Source organism: Mycobacterium sp. MS1601 (assembly GCF_001984215.1).
In the GTDB taxonomy this organism is placed as follows: domain Bacteria; phylum Actinomycetota; class Actinomycetes; order Mycobacteriales; family Mycobacteriaceae; genus Mycobacterium.
Genome location: NZ_CP019420.1, coordinates 2,824,357 through 2,845,559, shown reverse-complemented (window position 1 = coordinate 2,845,559; position 21,203 = coordinate 2,824,357). Strand labels below are relative to the sequence as shown.

At 67.2% G+C, this 21,203-nt stretch carries 17 protein-coding genes and 1 pseudogene; 13 read left to right on the top strand and 5 right to left on the bottom strand.

The window, feature by feature from the left end:
• Window positions 1–13: 13 nt before the first annotated feature.
• Both BVC93_RS13915 and BVC93_RS13910 read right to left on the bottom strand, forming a co-directional pair.
• Complete coding sequence (locus tag BVC93_RS13915; protein ID WP_083737977.1) at window positions 14–1,348, bottom strand: serine/threonine-protein kinase; 1,335 nt, start codon at window positions 1,346–1,348, stop codon at window positions 14–16.
• A gap of 63 nt (window positions 1,349–1,411) precedes the next feature.
• Window positions 1,412–1,870 carry a MarR family winged helix-turn-helix transcriptional regulator gene (locus BVC93_RS13910; protein ID WP_083737976.1) on the bottom strand — a complete coding sequence of 153 codons (459 nt, stop codon included), beginning with the start codon at window positions 1,868–1,870 and terminating at the stop codon, window positions 1,412–1,414.
• A gap of 47 nt (window positions 1,871–1,917) precedes the next feature.
• Here BVC93_RS13910 and BVC93_RS13905 point away from each other — a divergent pair, with 47 nt between their 5' ends.
• The 3 genes from BVC93_RS13905 to BVC93_RS13895 all read left to right on the top strand — a co-directional run bounded on the left by BVC93_RS13905 (window position 1,918) and on the right by BVC93_RS13895 (window position 6,960).
• Window positions 1,918–3,135 carry a multidrug effflux MFS transporter gene (locus tag BVC93_RS13905; RefSeq protein WP_083741043.1) on the top strand — a complete coding sequence of 406 codons (1,218 nt, stop codon included), beginning with the start codon at window positions 1,918–1,920 and terminating at the stop codon, window positions 3,133–3,135.
• 142 nt (window positions 3,136–3,277) lie between these two features.
• Complete coding sequence (gene treS / locus BVC93_RS13900) at window positions 3,278–5,530, top strand: maltose alpha-D-glucosyltransferase (RefSeq protein WP_083737975.1); 2,253 nt, start codon at window positions 3,278–3,280, stop codon at window positions 5,528–5,530.
• Window positions 5,527–6,960 (top strand): protein adenylyltransferase SelO, encoded by a 1,434-nt coding sequence (locus tag BVC93_RS13895; RefSeq protein ID WP_083737974.1) that lies wholly within the window; start codon window positions 5,527–5,529, stop codon window positions 6,958–6,960. The genes treS and BVC93_RS13895 overlap by 4 nt, the downstream gene beginning before the upstream one ends.
• 4 nt (window positions 6,961–6,964) lie before the next feature.
• On the opposite strand, the gene BVC93_RS13890 is transcribed toward BVC93_RS13895, so the two are convergent.
• Window positions 6,965–7,339 carry a VOC family protein gene (locus tag BVC93_RS13890; protein WP_083737973.1) on the bottom strand — a complete coding sequence of 125 codons (375 nt, stop codon included), beginning with the start codon at window positions 7,337–7,339 and terminating at the stop codon, window positions 6,965–6,967.
• Between the two features lie 449 nt (window positions 7,340–7,788).
• Here BVC93_RS13890 and BVC93_RS13885 point away from each other — a divergent pair, with 449 nt between their 5' ends.
• Both BVC93_RS13885 and BVC93_RS34540 read left to right on the top strand, forming a co-directional pair.
• Complete coding sequence (locus BVC93_RS13885; protein WP_083737972.1) at window positions 7,789–8,091, top strand: hypothetical protein; 303 nt, start codon at window positions 7,789–7,791, stop codon at window positions 8,089–8,091.
• A 655-nt stretch (window positions 8,092–8,746) separates the two neighbouring features.
• Window positions 8,747–9,918: pseudogene (locus BVC93_RS34540) on the top strand (hypothetical protein); the annotation flags it as partial.
• Between the two features lie 25 nt (window positions 9,919–9,943).
• Here BVC93_RS34540 and BVC93_RS13865 read toward each other — a convergent pair.
• Window positions 9,944–11,440: a potassium/proton antiporter gene (locus BVC93_RS13865; RefSeq protein WP_083741042.1), complete on the bottom strand. Its 1,497-nt coding sequence runs from the start codon at window positions 11,438–11,440 to the stop codon at window positions 9,944–9,946.
• Between the two features lie 87 nt (window positions 11,441–11,527).
• On the opposite strand from BVC93_RS13865, the gene BVC93_RS13860 reads away from it, so the two are divergent.
• The 7 genes from BVC93_RS13860 to BVC93_RS13830 all read left to right on the top strand — a co-directional run bounded on the left by BVC93_RS13860 (window position 11,528) and on the right by BVC93_RS13830 (window position 19,145).
• Complete coding sequence (locus tag BVC93_RS13860; protein ID WP_083741041.1) at window positions 11,528–12,229, top strand: potassium channel family protein; 702 nt, start codon at window positions 11,528–11,530, stop codon at window positions 12,227–12,229.
• Window positions 12,230–12,331: 102 nt separating this feature from the next.
• Entirely contained in the window at window positions 12,332–13,972 is a 1,641-nt protein-coding gene (locus tag BVC93_RS13855) for a peptide chain release factor 3 (RefSeq protein ID WP_083737967.1), read from the top strand.
• 76 nt (window positions 13,973–14,048) lie between these two features.
• A complete protein-coding gene (locus BVC93_RS13850; RefSeq protein WP_083737965.1) occupies window positions 14,049–14,873 on the top strand; it encodes an alpha/beta fold hydrolase in 825 nt (274 codons plus the stop codon).
• 3 nt (window positions 14,874–14,876) lie between these two features.
• On the top strand, window positions 14,877–16,958 hold the full coding sequence (locus tag BVC93_RS13845) for a xanthine dehydrogenase family protein molybdopterin-binding subunit (RefSeq protein WP_083737963.1): 2,082 nt from the start codon (window positions 14,877–14,879) through the stop codon (window positions 16,956–16,958).
• A complete protein-coding gene (locus BVC93_RS13840; protein WP_083737961.1) occupies window positions 16,955–17,461 on the top strand; it encodes a (2Fe-2S)-binding protein in 507 nt (168 codons plus the stop codon). Before BVC93_RS13845 ends, BVC93_RS13840 begins: the two co-directional genes overlap by 4 nt.
• Entirely contained in the window at window positions 17,458–18,444 is a 987-nt protein-coding gene (locus tag BVC93_RS13835; RefSeq protein WP_083737960.1) for an FAD binding domain-containing protein, read from the top strand. The genes BVC93_RS13840 and BVC93_RS13835 overlap by 4 nt, the downstream gene beginning before the upstream one ends.
• A gap of 53 nt (window positions 18,445–18,497) precedes the next feature.
• Entirely contained in the window at window positions 18,498–19,145 is a 648-nt protein-coding gene (locus BVC93_RS13830) for a response regulator transcription factor (protein WP_083737958.1), read from the top strand.
• Here the strand turns inward: BVC93_RS13830 and BVC93_RS13825 are convergent.
• The gene (locus BVC93_RS13825) at window positions 19,142–19,495 is read right to left on the bottom strand and encodes a response regulator transcription factor (RefSeq protein WP_083737956.1); all 354 of its coding nucleotides are present in this window, start codon (window positions 19,493–19,495) and stop codon (window positions 19,142–19,144) included. The two genes, BVC93_RS13830 and BVC93_RS13825, sit on opposite strands and share 4 nt — an antisense overlap.
• A 132-nt stretch (window positions 19,496–19,627) precedes the next feature.
• Between BVC93_RS13825 and BVC93_RS13820 the strand changes: the two genes are divergently transcribed.
• Window positions 19,628–21,166, top strand: a complete 1,539-nt coding sequence (locus tag BVC93_RS13820) for a GAF domain-containing sensor histidine kinase (RefSeq protein WP_083737954.1) — start codon at window positions 19,628–19,630, stop codon at window positions 21,164–21,166.
• The last annotated feature ends 37 nt before the right edge of the window (window positions 21,167–21,203 follow it).

Below are 21,203 nucleotides of genomic sequence, written 5' to 3'. Positions count from 1 at the left end.
CGGCCGGCCGTCGTCAAGCCGGACCGCTGATATTGCCCAGTCGTACATCGTCTCGGCATTCGATTCGGCTCTTGCCGGTCTGCTGCACACAGAGCTGAACCTGCTGTTCGATTCCCGGCGGATAGACCTCGTCGGTGGGCCCGGGCGCGACGGTGGGACTCGGCAGCGTGCCCTTGTACAGCGACCACACCGCCTGGTTGGCCGCAGGCAGCTGCGCGCAGTACGCCTCCGCGCCGTCAGTACTCTCCCCGGCGCCACCGAGCGGTTCACAGTCGGCCCCGATCCTGACCACCGGAAGCTGAGGCACCGCTGTCGAGGCGACGGTGGAACCCCGCTCATCCGATGACCGCATCTCCAACACCACCACGGTGGCCGTCAGCCCCGCGATCAGCAGGGCCACGGCAGTGCCGGCCGCCCAGAACACTTTCCGACGTGACGACGCCGGCCGCCGTGTCTTGACCGCGCCGGATGGGAAGGCCAGCTGGGTGGCATCCGAATCGTCGTCCTTGACTCCCAGCTGCTGTTCCAGTGCGCGCGCGAACTGTCTGCAGGTGGCGAACCGCTCGCGTGGCAGCTTGGCGAGCGCCCGCGCGAACACCGGACTCAGCGCCGCCAGCTCGGGTCGGCGTTCTGCGATGTCGGGCGGCTCGGCGCTGATGTGCTGGCTGATCACCACGGCCTGATTGCTGTGCTGGAACAGCGGCTTGCCGGTCAGCAGCTGGAAAGCGGTGGCGGCCAACGCATATTGATCAGCCCGGCCGTCGACATCGCCGCCCATGAGCTGCTCAGGTGCGGCATAGGCCACCGTACCGACGGCTACGTCGGTCGCCGTCAGCTTGGCTGAATCGTCGGCCCAGCGCGCGATCCCGAAATCACCCAGATACACCCGGGGGTCGTCGGAATCCGGATCGGCGAGCAGGATGTTGGCCGGCTTGATGTCGCGGTGAAGCAGCTGACGCTGGTGGGCGTAGTCCAGCGCGTCGGCGATGGCCCGCACGATGTGGATCACCAGACCCACCGGCATGCCCTTCTGATATTGGCCGGTCAGTAGCTTGCCTGCGTCGGTGCCGTCGATGTAGTCCATCGCGATCCACAGCTTGCCGTCGGCCTCGCCGCGGTCATGCACGCTGACGATGTTGGGGTGCGAGAGCCCGGCGACGATATCGGCCTCGCGGACGAAGCGCTGGCGGTACTCCTGGTCTTCGGTGTGGTTGGCACGCAGCACCTTGAGCGCGTCCCGACGGGGCAGCCTCGGGTGCTGGGCCAGGTACACCTCACCCATGCCGCCGACACCCAGGATCGCCACGACCTGGTATCCGGCGAATTCCTGGCCGGTCTCTAGGGGCATGAGCGACCGTCACTCTCCTGCATTGGCTGACTGTTGACCCGGGCGCAGTCGAGTAAACCCCAGTCAGCGGCGGCGTGCGGCGGCAAGCCCGGCGTCAAGTCGGGCGAGCAGGCGTTTTGCGGCCTCCACATCACTGTCGTCGTCGCCGAGGCCGAGGGCCAACGTCCGCGCCCATTCCTGCTGGAGCAGCTTCAGGTTCTCCACCGACAGCGCGGTGGGAAACAGATTGACCCCCCTGCGGTCGTGGGGATCCACTCGGCGCTCCACGAAGCCACGTTCCTCCAGAACGCGCAGCGCGGTGCTGAGATTGCTGCGCTGCAGGCCGGTGTACTCGGCTACCGCGCTGGGGGTGACGCCGGGCTGTGCGTCGATGCACGTCATCACCTTGGCCTCGGAGAGGTTCAGCATGACGGCCTGCGGGTTGAGCTGGCTGTGAAACCGGATCTCCCGTGCGGCGTCGAGGATGAGCTGGGCCAGTTCGGCTAGGTCGTCGACGTCCATGGCGCGATAGTAGAGCAGCATCGTTATACAGTTATAGTTATGTCCAAATAACTATAGTGAGGAACGACATGCCCATCACCCGACCGGCCCCGGCACCGGCGGCAACCATCACCACGTCGCTGCTGCTGTCCTTGGCCCTGCTGTCTGCGGTCGCTCCGGTGGCCACCGACCTCTACTTGCCGGCATTCCCCGAGATGGCCAGTGAACTGGGTGCGAGCGCCTCCGCCGTGCAGTTGACGCTCATGGCGTTCCTGCTCGGCATCACAGCAGGTCAACTCGTATTCGGTCCGCTGTCTGACCGGGTGGGCCGGTTCTGGCCGCTACTTGTCGGCACGGTGCTGTGCGTCGTTGCCAGCGTTGTGGCGGCCACCGCGCCCGACATCGCCGTCCTGATCGCCGCGCGCTTCGCGCAGGGTTTCACCGGGGCAGCGGGCATGGTGATCGGCCGGGCGATCGTGTCCGACCTCGCCAGCGGGAAGGCTGCCGCCCGGGCGTTCAGCCTGATGATGATCGTCGGCGGCGTCGCACCGGTGATCGCACCGTTCGCAGGGAGCTTGCTCGTGGGGCCGGTCGGCTGGCGCGGAATTCTCTGGGTGGTGTGCGCGGTCGTCGTTCTGATGTTCATCGTGACCGTCGCGGTGATCCGCGAATCTCACCCACAAGAACGTCGCCACCAGCTGCGCACCGGAAATCGGGCCAAGCGGTCCCTGCTGTCTCGGACCTTCACCGGCAACACCCTGGCCTTCGCCTTCGGGTTCTCGGTGATGATGGCCTACATCTCCGCGTCGCCGTTCGTCTACCAGTCCATGATCGGGATGACGCCGGTGCAGTACGGCGCGACGTTCGGGGTGAACGCGCTGGGCATCAGCGTGATGAGCGCGATCTCGGCTCGGCTGGCCCACCGCGTACCGGTACGTACGCTGCTCGGCACCGGCCTGGGGGTCACCTTGGCCGCTGCCGTCACGGTGCTGGTTCTGGTGCTCACCGGCGCTCCCGCCTGGACGCTCACCGCCCCCATATTTGTGGCCGTCGCCAGCCAGGGCCTGATCCTCGGCAACGCCACCGCACTGGCCCTGGCATCCGTCCCCCATCAGGCCGGCACCGGGTCTGCCGTGCTGGGTGCCCTGCAGTTCGGCATCGGCGCGCTGGTATCGCCGCTGGTGGGCCTGGGTGGCGAGCACACCGCGCTGCCCTTGGCACTGGTGATGTGCGCCTGCTCCGTCGTGGCCGTGGCGGGTTTTGCACTGGCTCGCCCGCGCTCCGATTCCGCTCAGGTGTCCGTATAGCCGGCAGACGAGCCGTTGCCGGGATTGGTCCGTAGGGTGGGTTCTCAGGTCTGGACGACGAGCCGCTGTTTCAATTGCACGCCGCGTTGGAATACGTAGGGGAATCACAGCACGTCTGGAAACGAGCTCGCGAAGGGGATTCATGTCTGCAGCGGCTGAGCCGGAACGCGTTGATCACGACCGCGACGATCAACCGAACGAGCCGACAGAGATCACCTTCGACGAGCACCTGCACCCCGCGCGACCACGTGCGCTGCGGTACCGACCGAAGGTCAAGACACCGTTCACCCGCCGGTCGTTGAGCCAGGACGGCCCGGCCTCCGGCGACAACCCGGCCTACGTGTCCTGGCTGCTGTCGCAGTCCATGCTGGCCGATGCCAACGAGATCAGCCAGCAGTTCTCCGGTCAGGGGTCCATGTGGCAGAACCCCTACGCCACCCCCAGTCCCCGGGGCGCGGTGGACACCGCCTCGGTCTGGTTCACCGCTTACCCGCTGTCACTGATCACCCGTCCCAACGAGTCCTTCCTCAAGGCCATGGCGGACGAGAAGATGTGGCAGGCGTTCTCCGAGATCGGCGTGGAAGCGGTGCACACCGGCCCGGTGAAGCGCGCCGGCGGCATCTGGGGCTGGGAACTGACTCCCAGCGTCGACGGTCACTTCGACCGGATCAGCACCCAGATCGACCCGGCATTCGGTACCGAGGACGAGTTCCGTCAGATGTGCGGCACCGCCGGCTGGTACGGCGGCACCATCATCGACGACATCGTGCCCGGCCATACCGGCAAGGGCGCCGACTTCCGGCTGGCAGAGATGAAGTACGCCGACTACCCCGGCATCTACCACATGGTCGAGATCGACCCCCGCGACTGGGAGCAGCTGCCCGAGGTGCCCGCCGGTGCCGACTCGGTCAACATCGACACCGCCACCGAGGAGTGGCTCGACAAGGCGGGCTACATCATCGGCCGGCTGCAACGGGTCATCTTCTACGCCGAGGGCGTCAAGGAAACCAACTGGAGCGTTACCCGCCCGGTGGTCGGCATCGACGGCGTTGAACGCCGCTGGGTGTATCTGCACTACTTCAAAGACGGCCAACCGTCCATCAACTGGCTGGACCCGTCGTTCGCCGGTATGCGCCTGGTCATCGGCGATGCCTTGCACTCGCTGGCGGACCTGGGCACCGGCGGACTTCGCTTGGACGCCAACGGTTTCCTGGGTGCGGAAAAGACCGCCGCGGAGGACAGCACCGCCTGGTCGGAAGGTCACCCGCTGTCGGAGGCCGCCAACCACCTGATCGCCAGCATGGTGCGCAAGGTCGGCGGGTTCACCTTCCAGGAACTCAACCTCACCATCGACGACATCCGCGAGATCGGCGAAGCCGGCGCGGACCTGTCCTACGACTTCGTGAACCGACCGGGCTACCAGCACGCACTGGCCACTGCCGACACCGAGTTCCTGCGTCTGTGTCTACGCACCACCCTCGAGTTGGGGGTGGACCCCGCTTCGTTGGTACACGCCCTGCAGAACCACGACGAGTTGACCTACGAGTTGTTGCACTGGTCGAATGGGCACCGCGATGACATGTTCACCTACAAGGGTTCCGAGATCACCGGAGAAGAGTTGGGCGCCACCGTCCGGGCAGACCTCACCGAGAAGCTCACAGGTGAAAACGCTCCGTACAACCTGGTTTTCACCACCAACGGCATCGCCTGTACCACCGCCACCGTGATCGCCGGGGCACTCGGCATCACCAACCTCGACGATATCGAGGACATCGATCGAATCCGCCGGGCCCATCTGTTGTTGGCGATGTTCAACGCGCTGCAACCCGGTGTGTTCGCACTGTCCGGTTGGGACATGTGCGGCATGCTGACCCTGCCCACGTCGCAGGTCTCGCACCTGCTGCAGGGCGGCGACACCCGCTGGATCAACCGGGCCGCCCACGATCTGATGGGGGTCAATCCCGAGGCCACCCATTCGTCCGCCGGAATGCCGCGCGGCAGAAGCCTTTACGGTTCAATCCCCGAACAACTGGCTGACGAGACCAGCTTCCTGCGACAGCTTCAGGCGATCCTGAAGGTACGGTCGCACTACGGCATCGCCACCAGCACCCAGATCGATATTCCCGAGGTGTCGCACCGCGGCATGCTGGTGCTGGTGCACCAACTGGCCGAGGAAGGCCACTACCAGTTGACCGTGCTGAATTTCGCCAACGAGGAAGTGGCGGGCACCGTGCGCTCGGACAAGTTGCCGCCCGGGTCCACGGTGTCGGACATGTTCACCGGCAGCCCCATCGCGTCGGTGGACGATCTGCACAGCTTCGCCGTGGAGATGCCTGCCCACCATGGAATGTCACTGTTGGTGGAGGCACCGGCCCAGGGGCCCGAACTCGTATGACGACGCACCTGCCGTCGATACTGCTGGCCGACCGCTTCGCACGCGAGTTGCCCGAGATGGCGGTGGCCTGGAACGCCGAGCCCGCGCCCGATCCGCGCCTGCTGATCCTCAACGACGCACTGGCTGCTGACCTGGGCCTGGATCCCGGCTGGCTACGCACACCCGACGGCATCGGATTGCTCACCGGCACAACGCTTCCCCCAAAGACCAACCCGGTGGCCCAGGCTTACTCCGGTCACCAATTCGGCAATCTCACACCCCGACTCGGCGACGGGCGCGCACTGCTGCTCGGTGAGATCGGCGACCGTGATCTGCATCTGAAGGGCTCGGGGCGCACCCCGTTCGCCCGCGGCGGTGACGGTCTGGCCGTCGTGGGGCCGATGCTACGCGAGTACGTCATCAGCGAGGCCATGCACACCCTGGGGATTCCCACCACCCGCTCACTGGCGGTGGTGGCCACCGGGCGTACGGTACAACGCGAGACTCCGCAGCCCGGAGCGGTTCTGGCTCGAGTGGCGGCCAGTCACCTACGGGTGGGCAGTTTCCAGTACGCGGCACTGACCGGCGACCTCGCCCTGGTGCGCAAGCTGGCCGACTACGCCATTGCCCGCCACCATCCTGGCGCGGCAGCGGCACCCGATCCCTATCTGGCACTGTTCGAATCGGTGATGGCGGCCCAGGCTCAGCTGGTGTCGCGGTGGATGCTGGTCGGATTCGTCCACGGGGTGATGAACACCGACAACACGACCATCTCAGGTGAGACCATCGACTACGGCCCCTGCGCGTTCATGGAGTCCTACTCCCCGGAGACGGTGTTCAGCTCCATCGACCAGTGGGGCCGCTACGCCTACGGCAACCAGCCGGCGATCATCGGCTGGAATCTGGCCCGCTTCGCCGAGACCCTGCTGCCTCTGCTGCACGACGACACCGACCGGGCTATCGAGATCGCCCAGGATTCCCTAGCCACTTTCCGGGAGCGGTACGAAACAGCTTTTGCCACCGGACTGCAGGCCAAACTCGGTGTCTCAGAGGCGCTTCCGGATGAGATGGCGTCCGAGCTCTTGGAGCAGCTCACGCAGAGCCGCGTCGACTTCACCTCGTTCTTCCGGCACCTGTCCTCCGCCGCCCGAGGCGACTCCGAGCCGGTGCGGGGATTGTTCGTCGACCTCGCGGCATTCGACGGCTGGCTGGCTCGCTGGCTCCTGCTGGACCCGGACGCCGACCTCATGGACCGGACGAATCCGATCTACATTCCGCGAAATCATCTGGTGGAAGAAGCGCTGGCGGCGGCCACCACCGGCGACATGGGCCCAACGCAGCAGTTGATGGTGGCCCTCGGCGCGCCGTACACCGAACGTCCCGGGTTGCAGCGTTACGCCGAGCCCGCCCCTGATGATTTTGTGAACTACCGAACCTTCTGCGGCACCTGAGCTCTCAGTCCGGGCGAACCGTGCTCAGGCAGAACGGGTGCCCGACTGGATCGAGCAACACCCGCCATTGCTCGGGCGCAGCCTGCACCTCGGCTTCGACGGCACCGATGGCCACCGCCGCTGCCACCGCCGTGTCGAGCTCGTCGACAGCGAGGTCCAGATGCATCTGCTTGTGCTGCGGACCATCGGGCCACGACGGTGGCTCGTAGGAGTCGACGCGCATCAACGTCACCATGGGCCCGGCGCCTGACAACGAGACCACCCCGCGGTCGGGAGTGGCGAAGAACTCTTCGAGCCCCAGCAGCTCGCAGTAGAAACTCACCAGGGCATCCGGATCGGGGCAGTCGATGGAGATGGATGCGAGGTATCCGACAGGCACCCCACCACCCTAGTGGCCGAATTTGCCGAAGCCGAACCCATGATTTCCGATGTATCGGCAGCGGATTGCGGTGCGGCCCCGCGGGTCTGGATTTGCAGCAACGGCAACCGTTTAGCGGTGCCCACACCGGCGACCGAGCGCAGGCCCTGCCGCAGTGCCGCCAGCGGATTCACTGAAACTCCACGCCGGCGCTAGATCAGCAACAGGACAAGATCTCCGGATGCACGCACCTGCCACGCCCGAGAAGTTAGCCGAACATTGCTGTTATCTATGTCACAGTACGTTCGGGGCGCCCAGCAGATCACGACTACCTCTGCAGAACGTCCGCAGTTCCATCGACCATCGGGCCGGTGGTGATCTGCGAGTGATAGCTATGGGGGTGGGTCATGGGTCGACACATACGCAAACAGTTGGGAACAGATAACTCTCTGGCCGCCGAACGTCAATCGATGTGGGTTCGCTGGCCAGGACAACTGCTGGCCATCATCGCCACGGTGGCATTGATGGTCACCGGGGTGCAGTACGCCGAACGCTGGGCCTCCGCACGCCCCGACAGCTGCCAAGACACGGTGCTGGCGCCGGCTCTGGAGTTGACCGGCGCTGATGTAGTGGACCGCCCTGGCGTGGCCGCGTTCGGTGACTCCGCAGTCGGCACAAACACAACCATGACTCCCGTTCGACGGGCCGCGGACATGCCCACCGATCCGAGCGAACAGCGCCGCAAGCCACTGCAGCTTCGTACGGGCTCATGATCAACCCACACCCGCCTGAGCACCACAACTGCGTGCATCCCCCACCAACAAGGAGGGCTGGAACCTCGGCTCTGTCCTACAGATGATCCGAAAGCATCCGACGAATTCAATGCGATCGGCCAAGAGATCCCGGGCTCGAGTGGCATCATGCTGACGATTTCATTGGTCACGCGGATCCGGTCGGGGAGACACAGAAGCAATGGCAACATTCCATGCGCACGGCATTCTCACTGCAGCAATCACGGCCGGTGTCCTTGCCGGCACCGGGGCCCTGACCGCCGCGCAGCCGCAACGGACACCAACTGCCGACACGCCGGCACGCCAGCTCGCGCCGCCGTCACTGGTTGCCGCCACCGAGACCACACCATCGCAGGCGCCGATCATCGCCGCCCCTACACCGCCCAGCCCGACCGCTCTTTTGGCGGCCGGGGCCGACACACCGACGCTGCCGTCCGTGGCAATCCGACCGGACTGGACTGCCCATGACGCCGAGGGCACCGCGGATGTCATCCCCGCATCGGCCGGGACCGGACAGCCTGCCTACCTCGAGGATCATGGAAACCGCACCAGCACAAGTGGATTCGGACTTCCCGCAGGTGCGGTGTGGAATCCCGCATCGGCGGCGGTGTTCAACGTCGTCGGCACCGGCGGCTGGTTGATCGGCAACGGCGTCGACGGTGCCCTGCCCGGTCAGGCCGGCGGCAACGGCGGCCTGCTGCGGGGCAACGGCGGTGCGGGCGGGCCCGGCGGCAACGGCGGGAACGCCGGGCTGTTCGGCAACGGAGGCGCAGGAGGATCGGGCACCAACACGATCATCAATGGTGGCGCGGGGGCCGCGGCGGCATGTTCGCGGGCAACGGCGGCAACGGCGGCGACGGCTTGATCGGCAACGGCGGCGCAGGCGGCGCAGCCGGGCTGTTCGGCAACGGAGGACTGGGTGGCACCTCGGTCTCCGGCGGCGACGGGGGCCGCGGTGGCAACGGCGGTGCGCTCGCAGGCAACGGCGGAAACGGTGGCAACGCGGGAATCGGTAACGCCGGTTCCGGCGGCAACGCCGGCTTCGGCATCGGAAACGGCGGCAACGGCGGGCACGGCGGAATTCCTGACGGCCTGTCCGGTAACGGTGGCAACGGCGGGCACGGCGCCGCTGCGATCGGCAACGGTGGCCGGGGCGGCAATGGCGGGCCCGGTGGCGGCATCAACGTCGGCGGCAACGGCGGCAACGGTGGCACGGGCGGATTCTTCGGCGACGGCGGCGACGGTGGCAGCGGAGGGAACCATTACACCGACGACGAACAGAGTGCCTACGGCGGTGAAGGCGGCCTCGGTGGCAGCACCCGCGGTGTGGGGAACGGCGGCAACGGAGGCGTGGGCGGCAGCGCCGGTTCGGAGGGCACAGCCGTCGGAGGCGCCGGCGGACACGGCGGAAGCAGCGCACTGGCCGGCAACGGCGGCAGCGGAGGTGACGGCGGCGACGGCGAATCCGTCAGCGGAGACGCCCACAGCGGTGATGCCGGTGAGGGCGGCACCGGTGGGATCTTCGGTGGCAACGGCGGAGCCGGTGGCAACGCCGGAGACGCCACCTCGGGTGGCAACGCGACCGGAGGGGCCGGCGGCCGGGGCGGGGACGCCGGGCCCTACTCGTCGGCCGGGCACGGCGGCTTTGGCGGCAACGGCTTCGGCGGCGCAGGCAAAAGTGGAGTCGGCGGCACGGGTGGTGACGGCGGCAACGGGCACGGAGCAGGCAGCCACCCGGGCCGGGGCGGTTCCGGCGGACACGGAAGCACCCAGAGCGGCCAGGACGGCGCCAACGGGCAGCGGGAATGACTGCCCGCCGCTGCGGCGCTTGCTCTCAGTGCGCTTCGCCGTACTCGCCGAACCAGTAGGCCAGCTTGCCGCGGCGACTGACCGCCCTCAGCCGACGCTCGGCCGCTGCCCTGGTCTTGGACGTGGTGACGATCAGCAGTTCGTCACCGCTTTCGATCCGGGTGTCCGGCAGCGGGACGAAGGTGTGACCGTCCCGGATGATCAGGGTGATGACGCTGGGGTCTGGCAGCCGTAACTCCAACACCGTCACGTTGTGCAGCCGGGAATGCGGCGCCACCGTCATGGTCAGCAACTCGGCGTCGAGCACGTCCAGCGGGGCGGCCTCCACCTGGATCTCGCGGGTGGACTCGCGGGAGATCAGGCCGAGGCCCTGGGCCACCGGACGCAGGCTCGGACCCTGGATCAGGGTGAACACGACCACGAGCACGAAGACGATGTTCAGCAGCCGGTAGCTGTCAGGGACACCGGCCACGATGGGAAACGTCGTCAACACGATGGGCACCGCGCCACGCAGCCCCGCACACGATAGGAAGAACTGCTCGCGCCACGGAATCTTGAACCACAACAGCGACAGCACCACCGAGATCGGTCGCGCCAGGAACAGCAGCACCAGGCCGATGACGATGGCCGGGACCACGTCGGGCAGCAGTTCGCTCGGGTTGATCAGCAGCCCCAGGATGACGAACAGCCCGATCTGTGCCAACCAGCCCAGGCCCTCGGCGAACGACCGGGTCGCCGACCGGTGCGGCAGTCCGGTGTTCGCCAGCACCACCGCGGCCAGATAGGCGGCCAGGAACCCGCTGGCGTGCGCGGTGCCCGCCGCGGCGAACGCCACCATGCCCAGACCGAAGATCAGGATGGGGTACAGCCCCGACGCCGGGAGCGCGACCCGCCGGATCAGCAGCGCGCCGATGAATCCGCAGACCAGACCGATCACCGCGCCTGCGATCAACTCGTAGGCGATCACCGCCACCGCGGACTCCGGCTCGAAGACGAACGGCACCACGGAGAAGGTCAACACCAGGATCACCGCGGGCGCGTCGTTGAAGCCGGATTCGGCTTCCAGTAGGCCGGCGATGCGATGTGGCAACGGGATGAGTCGCAGCACCGAGAACACCGCCGCCGCGTCCGTCGACGACACGATGGCACCCAGCAGGAACGCCAGCTGCCAGTCCATGCGCAGCAGTACGTGCGCGCCGACCGCGGTGACCACGGTGCTGACCACGACGCCGACGGTGGCCAGGGCACCTGCCGGGGCCAGCACCTTGCGGATGTCACTGAACTTGGTGGTCAGGCCACCCTCGACCAGGATCACCGCCAGCGCGGCGGTGCCGACGTTGCGCGCCAATTCGGCATTGTCGAAGTCCAGGCCCAGCACGTCCTCGCCCAGCAGCACGCCGACCAACAGGAAGAACAGCAGCGCCGGGAAACCCACCCGGGTGGCGACACGCGTACCGACGATGCTGAACACCAACACCAGACCGCCGATCAGCAACGCCGCGTACAGCTGCTGCAAGGTCATCTGGTTCCGTCCGCCGGGAAGTGTGCACAGTAAAGCAGGACCGGCGGGCTGCCGATACGCGAAGATGAGCAGGTGGGACAGCGGAAACTGCGTATCGCGATCGCCGGCGCGGGCAACGTCGGCCGCTCGGTGGCGCGGGAACTGCTGCATCACGGCCACCAGGTGTTACTGATCGAAAAGGAACGCCGCCGGTTCGATCCCCATTCCGTGCCCGCCGCGGACTGGTTGATGGGTGACGCTTGCGAACTGTCCACGCTGGAAGAAGCCGGCGCCCAGACGTGCGACGTACTGATCGCGGCGACCGGCGATGACAAGTCCAACCTGGTGGTGGGGCTGCTGGCGAAAACCGAGTTCGGGGTGGCTCGCGTGGTGGCCAGGATCAACGAGGTGGCCAACGAGTGGCTGTTCAGCTCGTCCTGGGGCATCGATGTCGCGGTGTCGGCGCCCGGCGCCCTGGTCGCGGGAGTGGAGGGCGCGATCGACGTCGGGCACCTGGTGCGGCTGATGGGCTTCCGCGAGGGTCAGGCGGAACTCACCAAACTGACGCTGCCTGACGACAACCCTCTGGTCGGCGCACGGGTGGGCATGCTGAGGCTGCCGGAGAACACCGCGCTGGTGACGCTGCTACGGGGTTCCGAGGTGATCCTGCCCGCCCCTGACCACGTCCTCGAAGCGGGCGACGAGATGGTGTTCGTGGCCGACAGCACTGTCGAACAGTCCGTGCGAGACGCCATCGGGGGCGCCCAACTGTTGCGCGCCCCGTCCACCGGAGTTTCCGAGCTCGAGTGAATGTCTCGCTCCGCACCGGCTTCGTCCGCCCCCTCGCTTCGCTGGAGGGAACCCCACACCCGGAGCGGTCGAGTCGACAGAACCGGTAGCATCGTCGTCGTAATGAGCGAGAACGTCCTTGGTGTCCGGACGGCCGCCGTCGGGGCCACTTCTGGTCGTATCTCCGAGGAAGCGCGCCGCCGCCGGACCTTCGCAGTCATCAGTCACCCCGACGCAGGCAAGTCCACCTTGACCGAAGCGTTGGTGCTGCACGCCCGCATCATCACCGAGGCGGGCGCCATCCACGGCAAGGCCGGCCGCCGCTCCACGGTGTCGGACTGGATGGAGATGGAGAAGGCCCGCGGTATCTCCATCACCTCCACCGCTTTGCAGTTCCCCTATTCGACGGGTGGGCAGGACTGTGTGATCAACCTGCTCGACACCCCGGGCCACGCGGACTTCTCCGAAGACACCTACCGCGTGCTGACGGCGGTGGACTGCGCGGTGATGCTGATCGATGCGGCCAAGGGGCTGGAGCCGCAGACGCTGAAACTGTTCCAGGTGTGCAAGCACCGCGGCATTCCGATCATCACCGTCATCAACAAATGGGACCGCCCCGGCCGGCATGCGCTGGAACTGATGGACGAGATCAACGAGCGCATCGGCCTCAAGACCACCCCCCTGACCTGGCCGGTGGGCATCGCCGGTGATTTCAAGGGTGTGCTTGATCGTCGCACCGGCAACTTCATCCGCTTCACCCGCACCGCGGGTGGCGCCACTGCCGCCCCGGAAGAGCACATCAGCCCCGACCGGGCTCACGACGCCGCGGGCGTCGACTGGGACACCGCCGTCGAGGAGTCCGAGCTGCTGGAGGCCGACGACGCCAACTACGACGAGGAGACGTTCCTCGGCGGTGTCTCGACGCCGGTGCTGTTCACCTCCGCCGCGCTGAACTTCGGCGTGAACCAGCTGTTGGACGTGCTGGTGGCACTTGCCCCCTCCCCCAGCGGCCAGCTGGACGTCGACGGCAACCGCCGCTCACCCGAATCCCCTTTCAGCGCCTTCGTTTTCAAGGTGCAGGCTGGTATGGACTCCGCACACCGCGACCGGATCGCCTACGCCAGGGTGTGCTCCGGGACCTTCGAACGCGGTGACGTACTGACCCACGCGGCCACGGGCAAGCCGTTCGTCACCAAGTACGCGCAGTCCGTGTTCGGCCAGAACCGCACCACCTTGGACAACGCCTGGCCCGGCGACGTCATCGGCCTTGCCAACGCCGCCGCCCTGCGCCCCGGTGACACGCTGTTCCGCGATGTGCCGGTGCGCTACCCACCGATCCCCAGCTTCTCCCCCGAGCATTTCGCCGTGGCCCGCGGTAAAGATCCCAGCAAGCACAAGCAGTTCCGCAAGGGTATCGAGCAGTTGGAGCAGGAGGGCGTGGTTCAAGTCCTGCGCTCGGACCGCCGCGGTGACCAGTCCCCCGTGCTCGCGGCCGTCGGCCCGATGCAGTTCGAGGTGGCCAGCCACCGGATGGCCGCCGAGCTGTCGGCGCCCATCTCGTTGGAATCCTTGCCCTATCAGGTGGCCCGGGCGGTGGACCCCGAGGACGCCGACTTCGTCAACCGCCAGCCGTCAGCCGAGGTGCTCACCCGCTCCGACGGGGTGATGCTCGCACTGTTTTCCACCCGGTGGCGCCTGGAGGGTTTCCAGCGTGACCACCCGGAGGTCCGGCTGAGTTCGCTGGTGGCCGCCGGCGACGACTGACTACCCGCTAGCCGGTAGTCACCTTTGGTGGCCAGCGTTGACGACTCCGCGCCGCGGCCAGAGCAAGGTTGTCCGCATGCCAACCATCACCACCGCCGACGGTATCGACATCTTCTACAAGGACTGGGGATCCGGTCAGCCGATCGTGTTCAGCCACGGCTGGCCACTGTCGTCCGACGACTGGGACACCCAGATGCTGTTCTTCCTGGCGCAGGGCTACCGGGTGATCGCCCATGACCGGCGCGGGCACGGCCGCTCCACGCAGGGCTCCGATGGCCACGACCTGGACCACTACGCCGACGATCTCGCCGCACTGACCGCGCATCTGGACCTGCACGACGCCATCCACATCGGGCACTCCACCGGCGGCGGCGAGGTGGTGCGCTACCTGGCCCGCCACGGTGAGGACCGGGTGTCGAAGGCGGTACTCATCAGCGCGGTCCCGCCGCTGATGGTGCAAACCGACGCCAACCCCGAAGGCCTGCCGAAATCCGTATTCGACGACCTGCAGGCACAATTGGCCGCCAATCGGTCGGTGTTCTACCGCGCCCTGCCCGCCGGGCCGTTCTACAACTTCGACCAACCCGGGGTCGAACCCCAAGAGGCCGTGATCCAGAACTGGTGGCGCCAGGGCATGATGGGCGGCGCCTTGGCTCACTACGATGGCATCGTGGCCTTCTCACAGACCGACTTCACCGAGGACCTGTTGAAGATCACTGTGCCGACGCTGGTCATGCACAGTACAGAGGATCAGATCGTGCCGTACGTGGCTTCCGGCCCGAAGTCCGCAGAGCTGCTGAAGAACGGGATCCTCAAGACCTACCACGGTTTTCCGCACGGGATGCCCACGACGCACGCCGACGTCATCAATGCTGACGTACTGGCGTTCTTGAAGAGCTGAACAGTGCAGGTCGGCAAACCGGTCGACCGTGTGGAGGGCCGCGACAAGGTCAGCGGCCGCGCCCGATACACCGCCGACACCGCCCTTGACGGCCTGACCTACGCGGTGCTGGTGCAGTCCCGGGTGCACCGGGGGAGTGTGTCCGCGGAATCCCTTCACAGCAGCGCCTCCCGGGCCGCTGCCGCCCCGGGGGTGCTGTATGTCCTGACGCCCCTGAACTGCCCTGCACTGCAGCCGCCGCCGGTGGACATGACCTGGGATCTGCCGATCGAGCGGAGGCCGCCGCTGTCGGATCTGACGGTGCAGTACGCCGGTCAGCACATGGCACTGGTGGTGGCCGATTCCTGGGAGAACGCCACCGACGCCGCGTCGCTGTTCGATCTGCGCTATACCGACGACGACGGGGACGGCCAGGGTGTGCACCACGGCAGCTACCGCCCCGATCACTTCGTGAAACTCGACGACGAGAGACTGCAGGACAGTCGAGGCCACCGACCGGCGGACATGGCGCACCGGGTGGAGGCGTCCTTCGCGACACCGGTGAATGCGCACTACCCGATCGAACTGTCCGCCGTGATCGCCCACTGGCACGCCGACAGCTTGACCGTGCACGACACCACCCGCTGGATAACCGGCGAAAGGCGGGTGCTGGCGGCGTATCTCGCCATCCCGGAAGACCGGATTCGCATCATCTCACCGCTGGTGGGCGGAGCGTTCGGGTCGAAGAGCTTCCTGTGGATGCACGTCGCACTGGCAGCCGTCGCCGCCCGCGACATCGGTAGGCCGGTGAAGCTGGTCCTGACCCGCAACCAGATGTTCACCTCCACCGGGCACCGGCCGCGCACCCGACAGGAGCTGGTGTTGGGCGCCGACACCGACGGTCGGCTGCTGAGCACCGAACACCACACCGAGACCGAGACGTCCACCGTCGCCCACTTCTGCGAACCCGCAGGGCTGTCCAGCCGGATCCTTTATCACTCACCACATCTGGAGGTGTCCCACCGCACCACCCGGACCAACGCGCCCACACCGTGTTTCATGCGCGGCCCCGGTGAGGCACCGGGGTTGTTCGCACTCGAGGTGATGATGGACGAACTGGCCGACGCCTGCGGTTTGGACCCGCTGGAACTGCGGGTTCGTAACCACAGCGACATCGACCAGGCCAGCGGCAAACCCTGGTCGGCGGCGCATCTGCTGGACTGCTACCGGATCGGCGCGCAGCGCTTCGGCTGGCATGCCCGTCCCAGGGAGCCACGTAGTCTGCAGCGCAACGGAATACAGATCGGCTGGGGCATGGCCACAGCTACGTACCCGGGCCGCCGGATGCCTGCCTCCTGCCGGGTACGCACCCTGCTCGACGGTCGGGTTCAGTTCGCGTCAGCTACCCACGAGGTGGGCACCGGAGTGCGGACAGTGATGGCCCAGATCGCCGCCGACGCCTGCGGGCTGCCGCTCGATCAGGTCGAATTCGTCTCGGGGGATTCGTCTTTCCCGGACGCACCCTACAGCGGGGCCTCACAGACCACAGCCACCGTCGGATCCGCGGTTCTGCAGGCTGCCCAGGAATGGCGCCGTAGGCTCGACGCCGGGGAGCCGACGGACTTCACCGTCACCAGCACCCCCGACGGCTCCGTCGCACCGTCCCAATCCTTCGGCGCCCACTTCTGTGAGGTCCGGGTCGACGAAGAGCTGGGCCGCGTCACCGTCACCCGGTGGGTGGCGGTGATGGACTGCGGACGCGTGCTCAACCCCAAGCTCGCCCGTAACCAGGTGATGGGCGGCATCACCTTCGGTCTGGGCATGGCCCTGCTGGAACAGGTTCCCTACGACCGCTATTCACAGCAGCTGATCGGTGAGTACTACGTGCCCACCCACGCCGACCGGCCGGAGTTCGACATCACGTTCGTCGACGGCGTCGACGACGCCCTGGATCCCGTGGGAGTCCGCGGCATCGGGGAGATCGGCACCTGTGGGGTGCCCGCCGCGATCACCAACGCGATTTTCCACGCCACGGGCCGGCGCCTGCGTTCGCTGCCCATCACGTGTGAAGACCTGATGCGACCATTCGAAGAGGGTGCGCGATGAAACTGACCGTCAACGGCGTCACCCGGGACGTGGCCACCGACGTCCGCGCCACCCTCCTCGACATCCTGCGTGAACACCTTTGCCTCACCGGCACCAAGAAGGGTTGTGATCACGGCTTGTGTGGCGCCTGCACGGTGACGGTGAACGGCGAGCGGGTGCTGAGTTGCCTGACGCTGGCTGTGACCGTCGACGGCGACAACGTGGTGACCATCGAGGGCATCGCCGACGGTGAGGAGCTCGACCCGCTGCAGGAGGCGTTCCTGAAGCACGACGGATTCCAGTGCGGATTCTGTACATCCGGTCAGATCACCTCGGCGCACGCGATGCTGCGTGAACATGCCCGCGGCGATGTCAGTGCCGAGTCTTTTGAGTCTGGCGCGGCATTCGAGCCCCACGCCTGTGTACTCACCGACTCAGAGATCCGAGAACGGATGGCGGGCAACATCTGTCGCTGCGGCGCGTACGCCAACATCGTCAGCGCCATCAGAGAGGCCGCGTCGTGAAGACGTTCGACTACCAGCGGGCCACCTCACCCCAGGACGCGGTGCGCCGCGTCGTCGAAACCGGCGGCATGTTCTACGCCGGTGGCACCAACCTGCTGGACCTGATGAAAAGCGGGGTGGAGCAGCCCACCACGGTGGTGGACGTGCGCGGGCTGGGATTGTCGGCCGTGCGCACCACCCCCGACGGCGGCGTGCTGATCGAAGCGGGCGTCACCAACTCCGCCGTCGCCAACCATCCCCTGATTCGCACCCGGTATCCGGTGCTGTCGCAGGCCATCCTCAGCGGCGCCACCACACAATTGCGCAACATGGCCACCGCGGGCGGGAACCTCACCCAGCGCACCCGCTGTCCCTACTTCATGGACACGGCCTTCGACGCCTGCAACAAACGCAACCCCGGTTCCGGCTGCGCGGCGCTGTCTGGGTTCAACCGCGAACACGCGCTCTTCGGCGCTGACGACAGCTGCGTGGCCGTCCATCCCTCCGACATGGCCGTCGCCTTGAGCATGCTCGACGCCCGGGTGCACACCGAGACCGCCACCGGCAGGCGGACCATCGGGATCGACGAGTTCTTCCGGTTGCCCACGGGCACACCTGCGCGGGACAACACCCTGTCACACGCAGAACTCGTCACCGGGATCGAGCTGCCGCCGTCGCCGTACACACCACACAGCTGGTATCTGAAGGTCCGCGACCGCCACAGCTACGCCTTCGCTCTGGTGTCCGTGGCGGCGGGCCTGGTGCTCGACGACGGGGTGATCCGCTGCGCCGCAATCGCTCTCGGTGGTGTCGCCGCGATGCCGTGGCGGGTGCGCAACGCCGAAGCGGCGCTGGTGGGACGCCGGCCCGGGGCCGCTGCCTTCCGCGAGGCGGCGCAGCTGGCCCTGCGCGGGGCAAAACCGCTGAGCCAGAACGCCTTCAAGGTCGACCTCGGCAAGCACAGCGTGGTCCGTGCGCTGACTGTGGCTGCCGAGGGTTCCTAGAAGCGTGGGCATGCAACAATCGGCCGGTACCGCTGCAGACCCAGGAGGCCGCCATGACCCGAGTTGTCATCGCCGACGACGACGTCCTGCTACGGGAAGGTCTGGCCAGCCTGCTGGAGCGCTCCGGCTTCGACGTGGTGGCCCGTGCCGGTGACAGCGACTCCCTGCTCAGTGCGGTCCGCGACCACAAGCCCGACCTGGTGGTCACCGACATCCGGATGCCACCCACGCACACCAGCGAGGGCCTGGATGCGGCCCAGGTGATCCGGGCCGAGCTACCGGCCACCGCGATCCTGGTGCTCTCCGCGCACGTCGAGGTAGACCACGCGATGGAACTGCTGGCCGGCGGCAAAGCCATCGGCTACCTGCTGAAGACCCGCGTCACCGATGTCAGTGACTTCGTCGACACCGTGGGCCGGATCGCCGCGGGTGCCTCCATCGTCGACCCCGCCCTGGTTCAGGAACTGGTATCGGCCCGCCGCCGCGACGACCCTCTGGCGGCTCTGAGCACCCGCGAGCACGAGGTGCTGACTTTGATGGCCGAAGGCCTGTCCAACGCCGGGATCGGACGTCGCATCTGGGTCACCGAAGGCACGGTGGAGAAACACGTCCGCAGCATCCTGACCAAGCTGGACCTGCCCGAGACCGGGGATGACCACCGCCGCGTCCGCGCGGTGATCATGTACCTCGACAGCCGCTAGCTGCGCACCAGCTTCAGGATCGACTCCGGCGACAGCGCGAATTTCGGCAGGAATCCCAGCGCCGGACTGTCGGCGATCAGGTCCGCGAAGTCCTGCTCGTCATGCGTGGAGATCAGGATCACCGACGGCTCCGGCGGCCCGGCCCGGTGCAACGCCTGTGCCACGTCGAACCCGCTCTCGGCGCCCAGATCGATGTCGAGCAGGATCACGTCCGGGTGCAACTGCTGCGCGCAACTCAGCGCTTCGGCCTCGGTGGAGGCGATACCGACGACATCGAATCCCGCACGTTCCAGCATGCTGGTTGCCGCCGCACGAAAGGCGGCACTGTCGTCGACGATCAGACAGCGCATCGGGTCAGGTTGTTGCGGCACTGTTCCAGACTGTCAGAGCCGGCGCGCCGAGACATTACCGCTAACGGGAAGATCTCTCCCCACGCCCGCAACACCGGTGCTGACCTCGAATTTCGGCCGTACGATCAGCGCATGCACGCGGAAATGTCGCTGCGGGAGCGACTATTGGCGCTGGTCTTGCGGCCCACCGCACCCCCGTTGGCCGTGGGTATCGCCACGGCAGTGGTCCTGATCGCGGTCGAGGTGCTGCTGGTGAGTCTGCTCAAGCAGGTGGCCCCCGAGAACGCGTTCGGTGCGGTCTTCCTGCTGGGCGTTCTGGTGGTGTCGGCCAGCTGGGGATTCGGCTTGGCATTGGCGACCTCGCTGGTCAGCACGCTGGCCTATGTCTGGTTCCACGTGATGGAGGGCAGCGGCAGCCTGGCGCCGGCGGCACTTCTGTTCTTGACGGTGGCGCTGCTGTCCAACGTCCTGGTGGGGCAGGCCCGCCTGCGGGCTCTGGAGGCCGACGAGCGGCGCCGCGAAGCCGACCTGGCCGCGGCCGCCGTCAGCGCCCTGGCCGAGCAACAGGCAGCTCTACGCCGCGTCGCCACCAAGGTGGCTCGCGGCGCCGAACCCGACGCCGTGTACGCCGTCGCGGTGGCCGAGCTGGCGCGCGGTCTGCACGCCGAGCACGTCACGCTGCTGAAGTTCCACGACGGTGAGGCCGAGGTGATGGCGGCAGCCGACGATCAGCACCGTCTGCGTTTGCAGGTGGGTGAGCGGCTGCCGCTGACCGGCGACGGCGTTTCGGTGCAGATCCTGAACACCGGCAGGCCGGCCCGGGTGGACGACTACAGCACCGCAGCCGGGCCCGCCGCTGCGCGGGTGGTCCGGGCCGGGCTGGTCTCCGGTGTCGGGGCCCCGGTCACGGTCGACGGACGGGTCTGGGGCGCCATCCTGGTGGGCTCGGTGCACTCGGCCCCGATACCCGCCGGAACCGAGGACCGGATCGGCGATTTCGCTGATCTGGTGGCCACCGCGATCTCGAACTCCGAGACCCGCGCCGAACTCAAGGCGTCCCGCGCGCGCATCGTTGCCGCCGCCGACTCCGCCCGCCGGGGTTTCGAACGCGACCTGCACGACGGTGCCCAGCAACGCATCGTGTCGCTGGGCTTGGAGCTCGGCGCCATCCAGTCGGCGGTCGCCGCCGACAACCCCGAAGCCGGTGCACAGCTGGCCGAGGTGGTGAAGGGCATGTCGGGGCTGTACTCGGATCTGCAGGAACTCTCCCGCGGCATTCACCCGGCCATCCTGTCCAGGGGCGGCCTCGGCCCTGCCATCAAAACTCTGGCGCGCCGCTCCCCCGTGCCCGTGGATCTCGTTCTGGAGATCGACTCCAGCATCCCCGATTCGGTAGAAGTGGCGGCGTATTACGTGACCGCAGAGGCGCTCACCAACACCGCCAAGTACGCGCAGGCCTCCGAGGTGAAGGTGCACGCCCGAGCCCGTGACGGCGTGCTGGAGCTGTCCATCGCCGACGACGGGATCGGCGGTGCCGTCTCCGGCGGCGGCTCCGGTCTGATCGGGCTCAAGGACCGGGTGAATGCCCTCTCCGGAGAACTGGCGGTCAGCAGCCCTTCCGGCGCGGGAACCACGCTGACAGTGGCGATTCCACTGATAGCCGATCACTGAGTTCTCTACAGGTCGGGAAATTCGATGGAACTTCCCG

Coding starts and splice junctions, on each gene's coding strand:
- BVC93_RS13915 (WP_083737977.1), bottom strand. CDS start 1,348: ATGCCCCTAGAGACCGGCCAGGAATTCGCCGGATACCAGGTCGTGGCG.
- BVC93_RS13910 (WP_083737976.1), bottom strand. CDS start 1,870: ATGCTGCTCTACTATCGCGCCATGGACGTCGACGACCTAGCCGAACTG.
- BVC93_RS13905 (WP_083741043.1), top strand. CDS start 1,918: ATGCCCATCACCCGACCGGCCCCGGCACCGGCGGCAACCATCACCACG.
- treS (WP_083737975.1), top strand. CDS start 3,278: ATGTCTGCAGCGGCTGAGCCGGAACGCGTTGATCACGACCGCGACGAT.
- BVC93_RS13895 (WP_083737974.1), top strand. CDS start 5,527: ATGACGACGCACCTGCCGTCGATACTGCTGGCCGACCGCTTCGCACGC.
- BVC93_RS13885 (WP_083737972.1), top strand. CDS start 7,789: ATGTGGGTTCGCTGGCCAGGACAACTGCTGGCCATCATCGCCACGGTG.
- BVC93_RS13865 (WP_083741042.1), bottom strand. CDS start 11,440: ATGACCTTGCAGCAGCTGTACGCGGCGTTGCTGATCGGCGGTCTGGTG.
- BVC93_RS13855 (WP_083737967.1), top strand. CDS start 12,332: ATGAGCGAGAACGTCCTTGGTGTCCGGACGGCCGCCGTCGGGGCCACT.
- BVC93_RS13850 (WP_083737965.1), top strand. CDS start 14,049: ATGCCAACCATCACCACCGCCGACGGTATCGACATCTTCTACAAGGAC.
- BVC93_RS13840 (WP_083737961.1), top strand. CDS start 16,955: ATGAAACTGACCGTCAACGGCGTCACCCGGGACGTGGCCACCGACGTC.
- BVC93_RS13830 (WP_083737958.1), top strand. CDS start 18,498: ATGACCCGAGTTGTCATCGCCGACGACGACGTCCTGCTACGGGAAGGT.
- BVC93_RS13825 (WP_083737956.1), bottom strand. CDS start 19,495: ATGCGCTGTCTGATCGTCGACGACAGTGCCGCCTTTCGTGCGGCGGCA.
- BVC93_RS13820 (WP_083737954.1), top strand. CDS start 19,628: ATGCACGCGGAAATGTCGCTGCGGGAGCGACTATTGGCGCTGGTCTTG.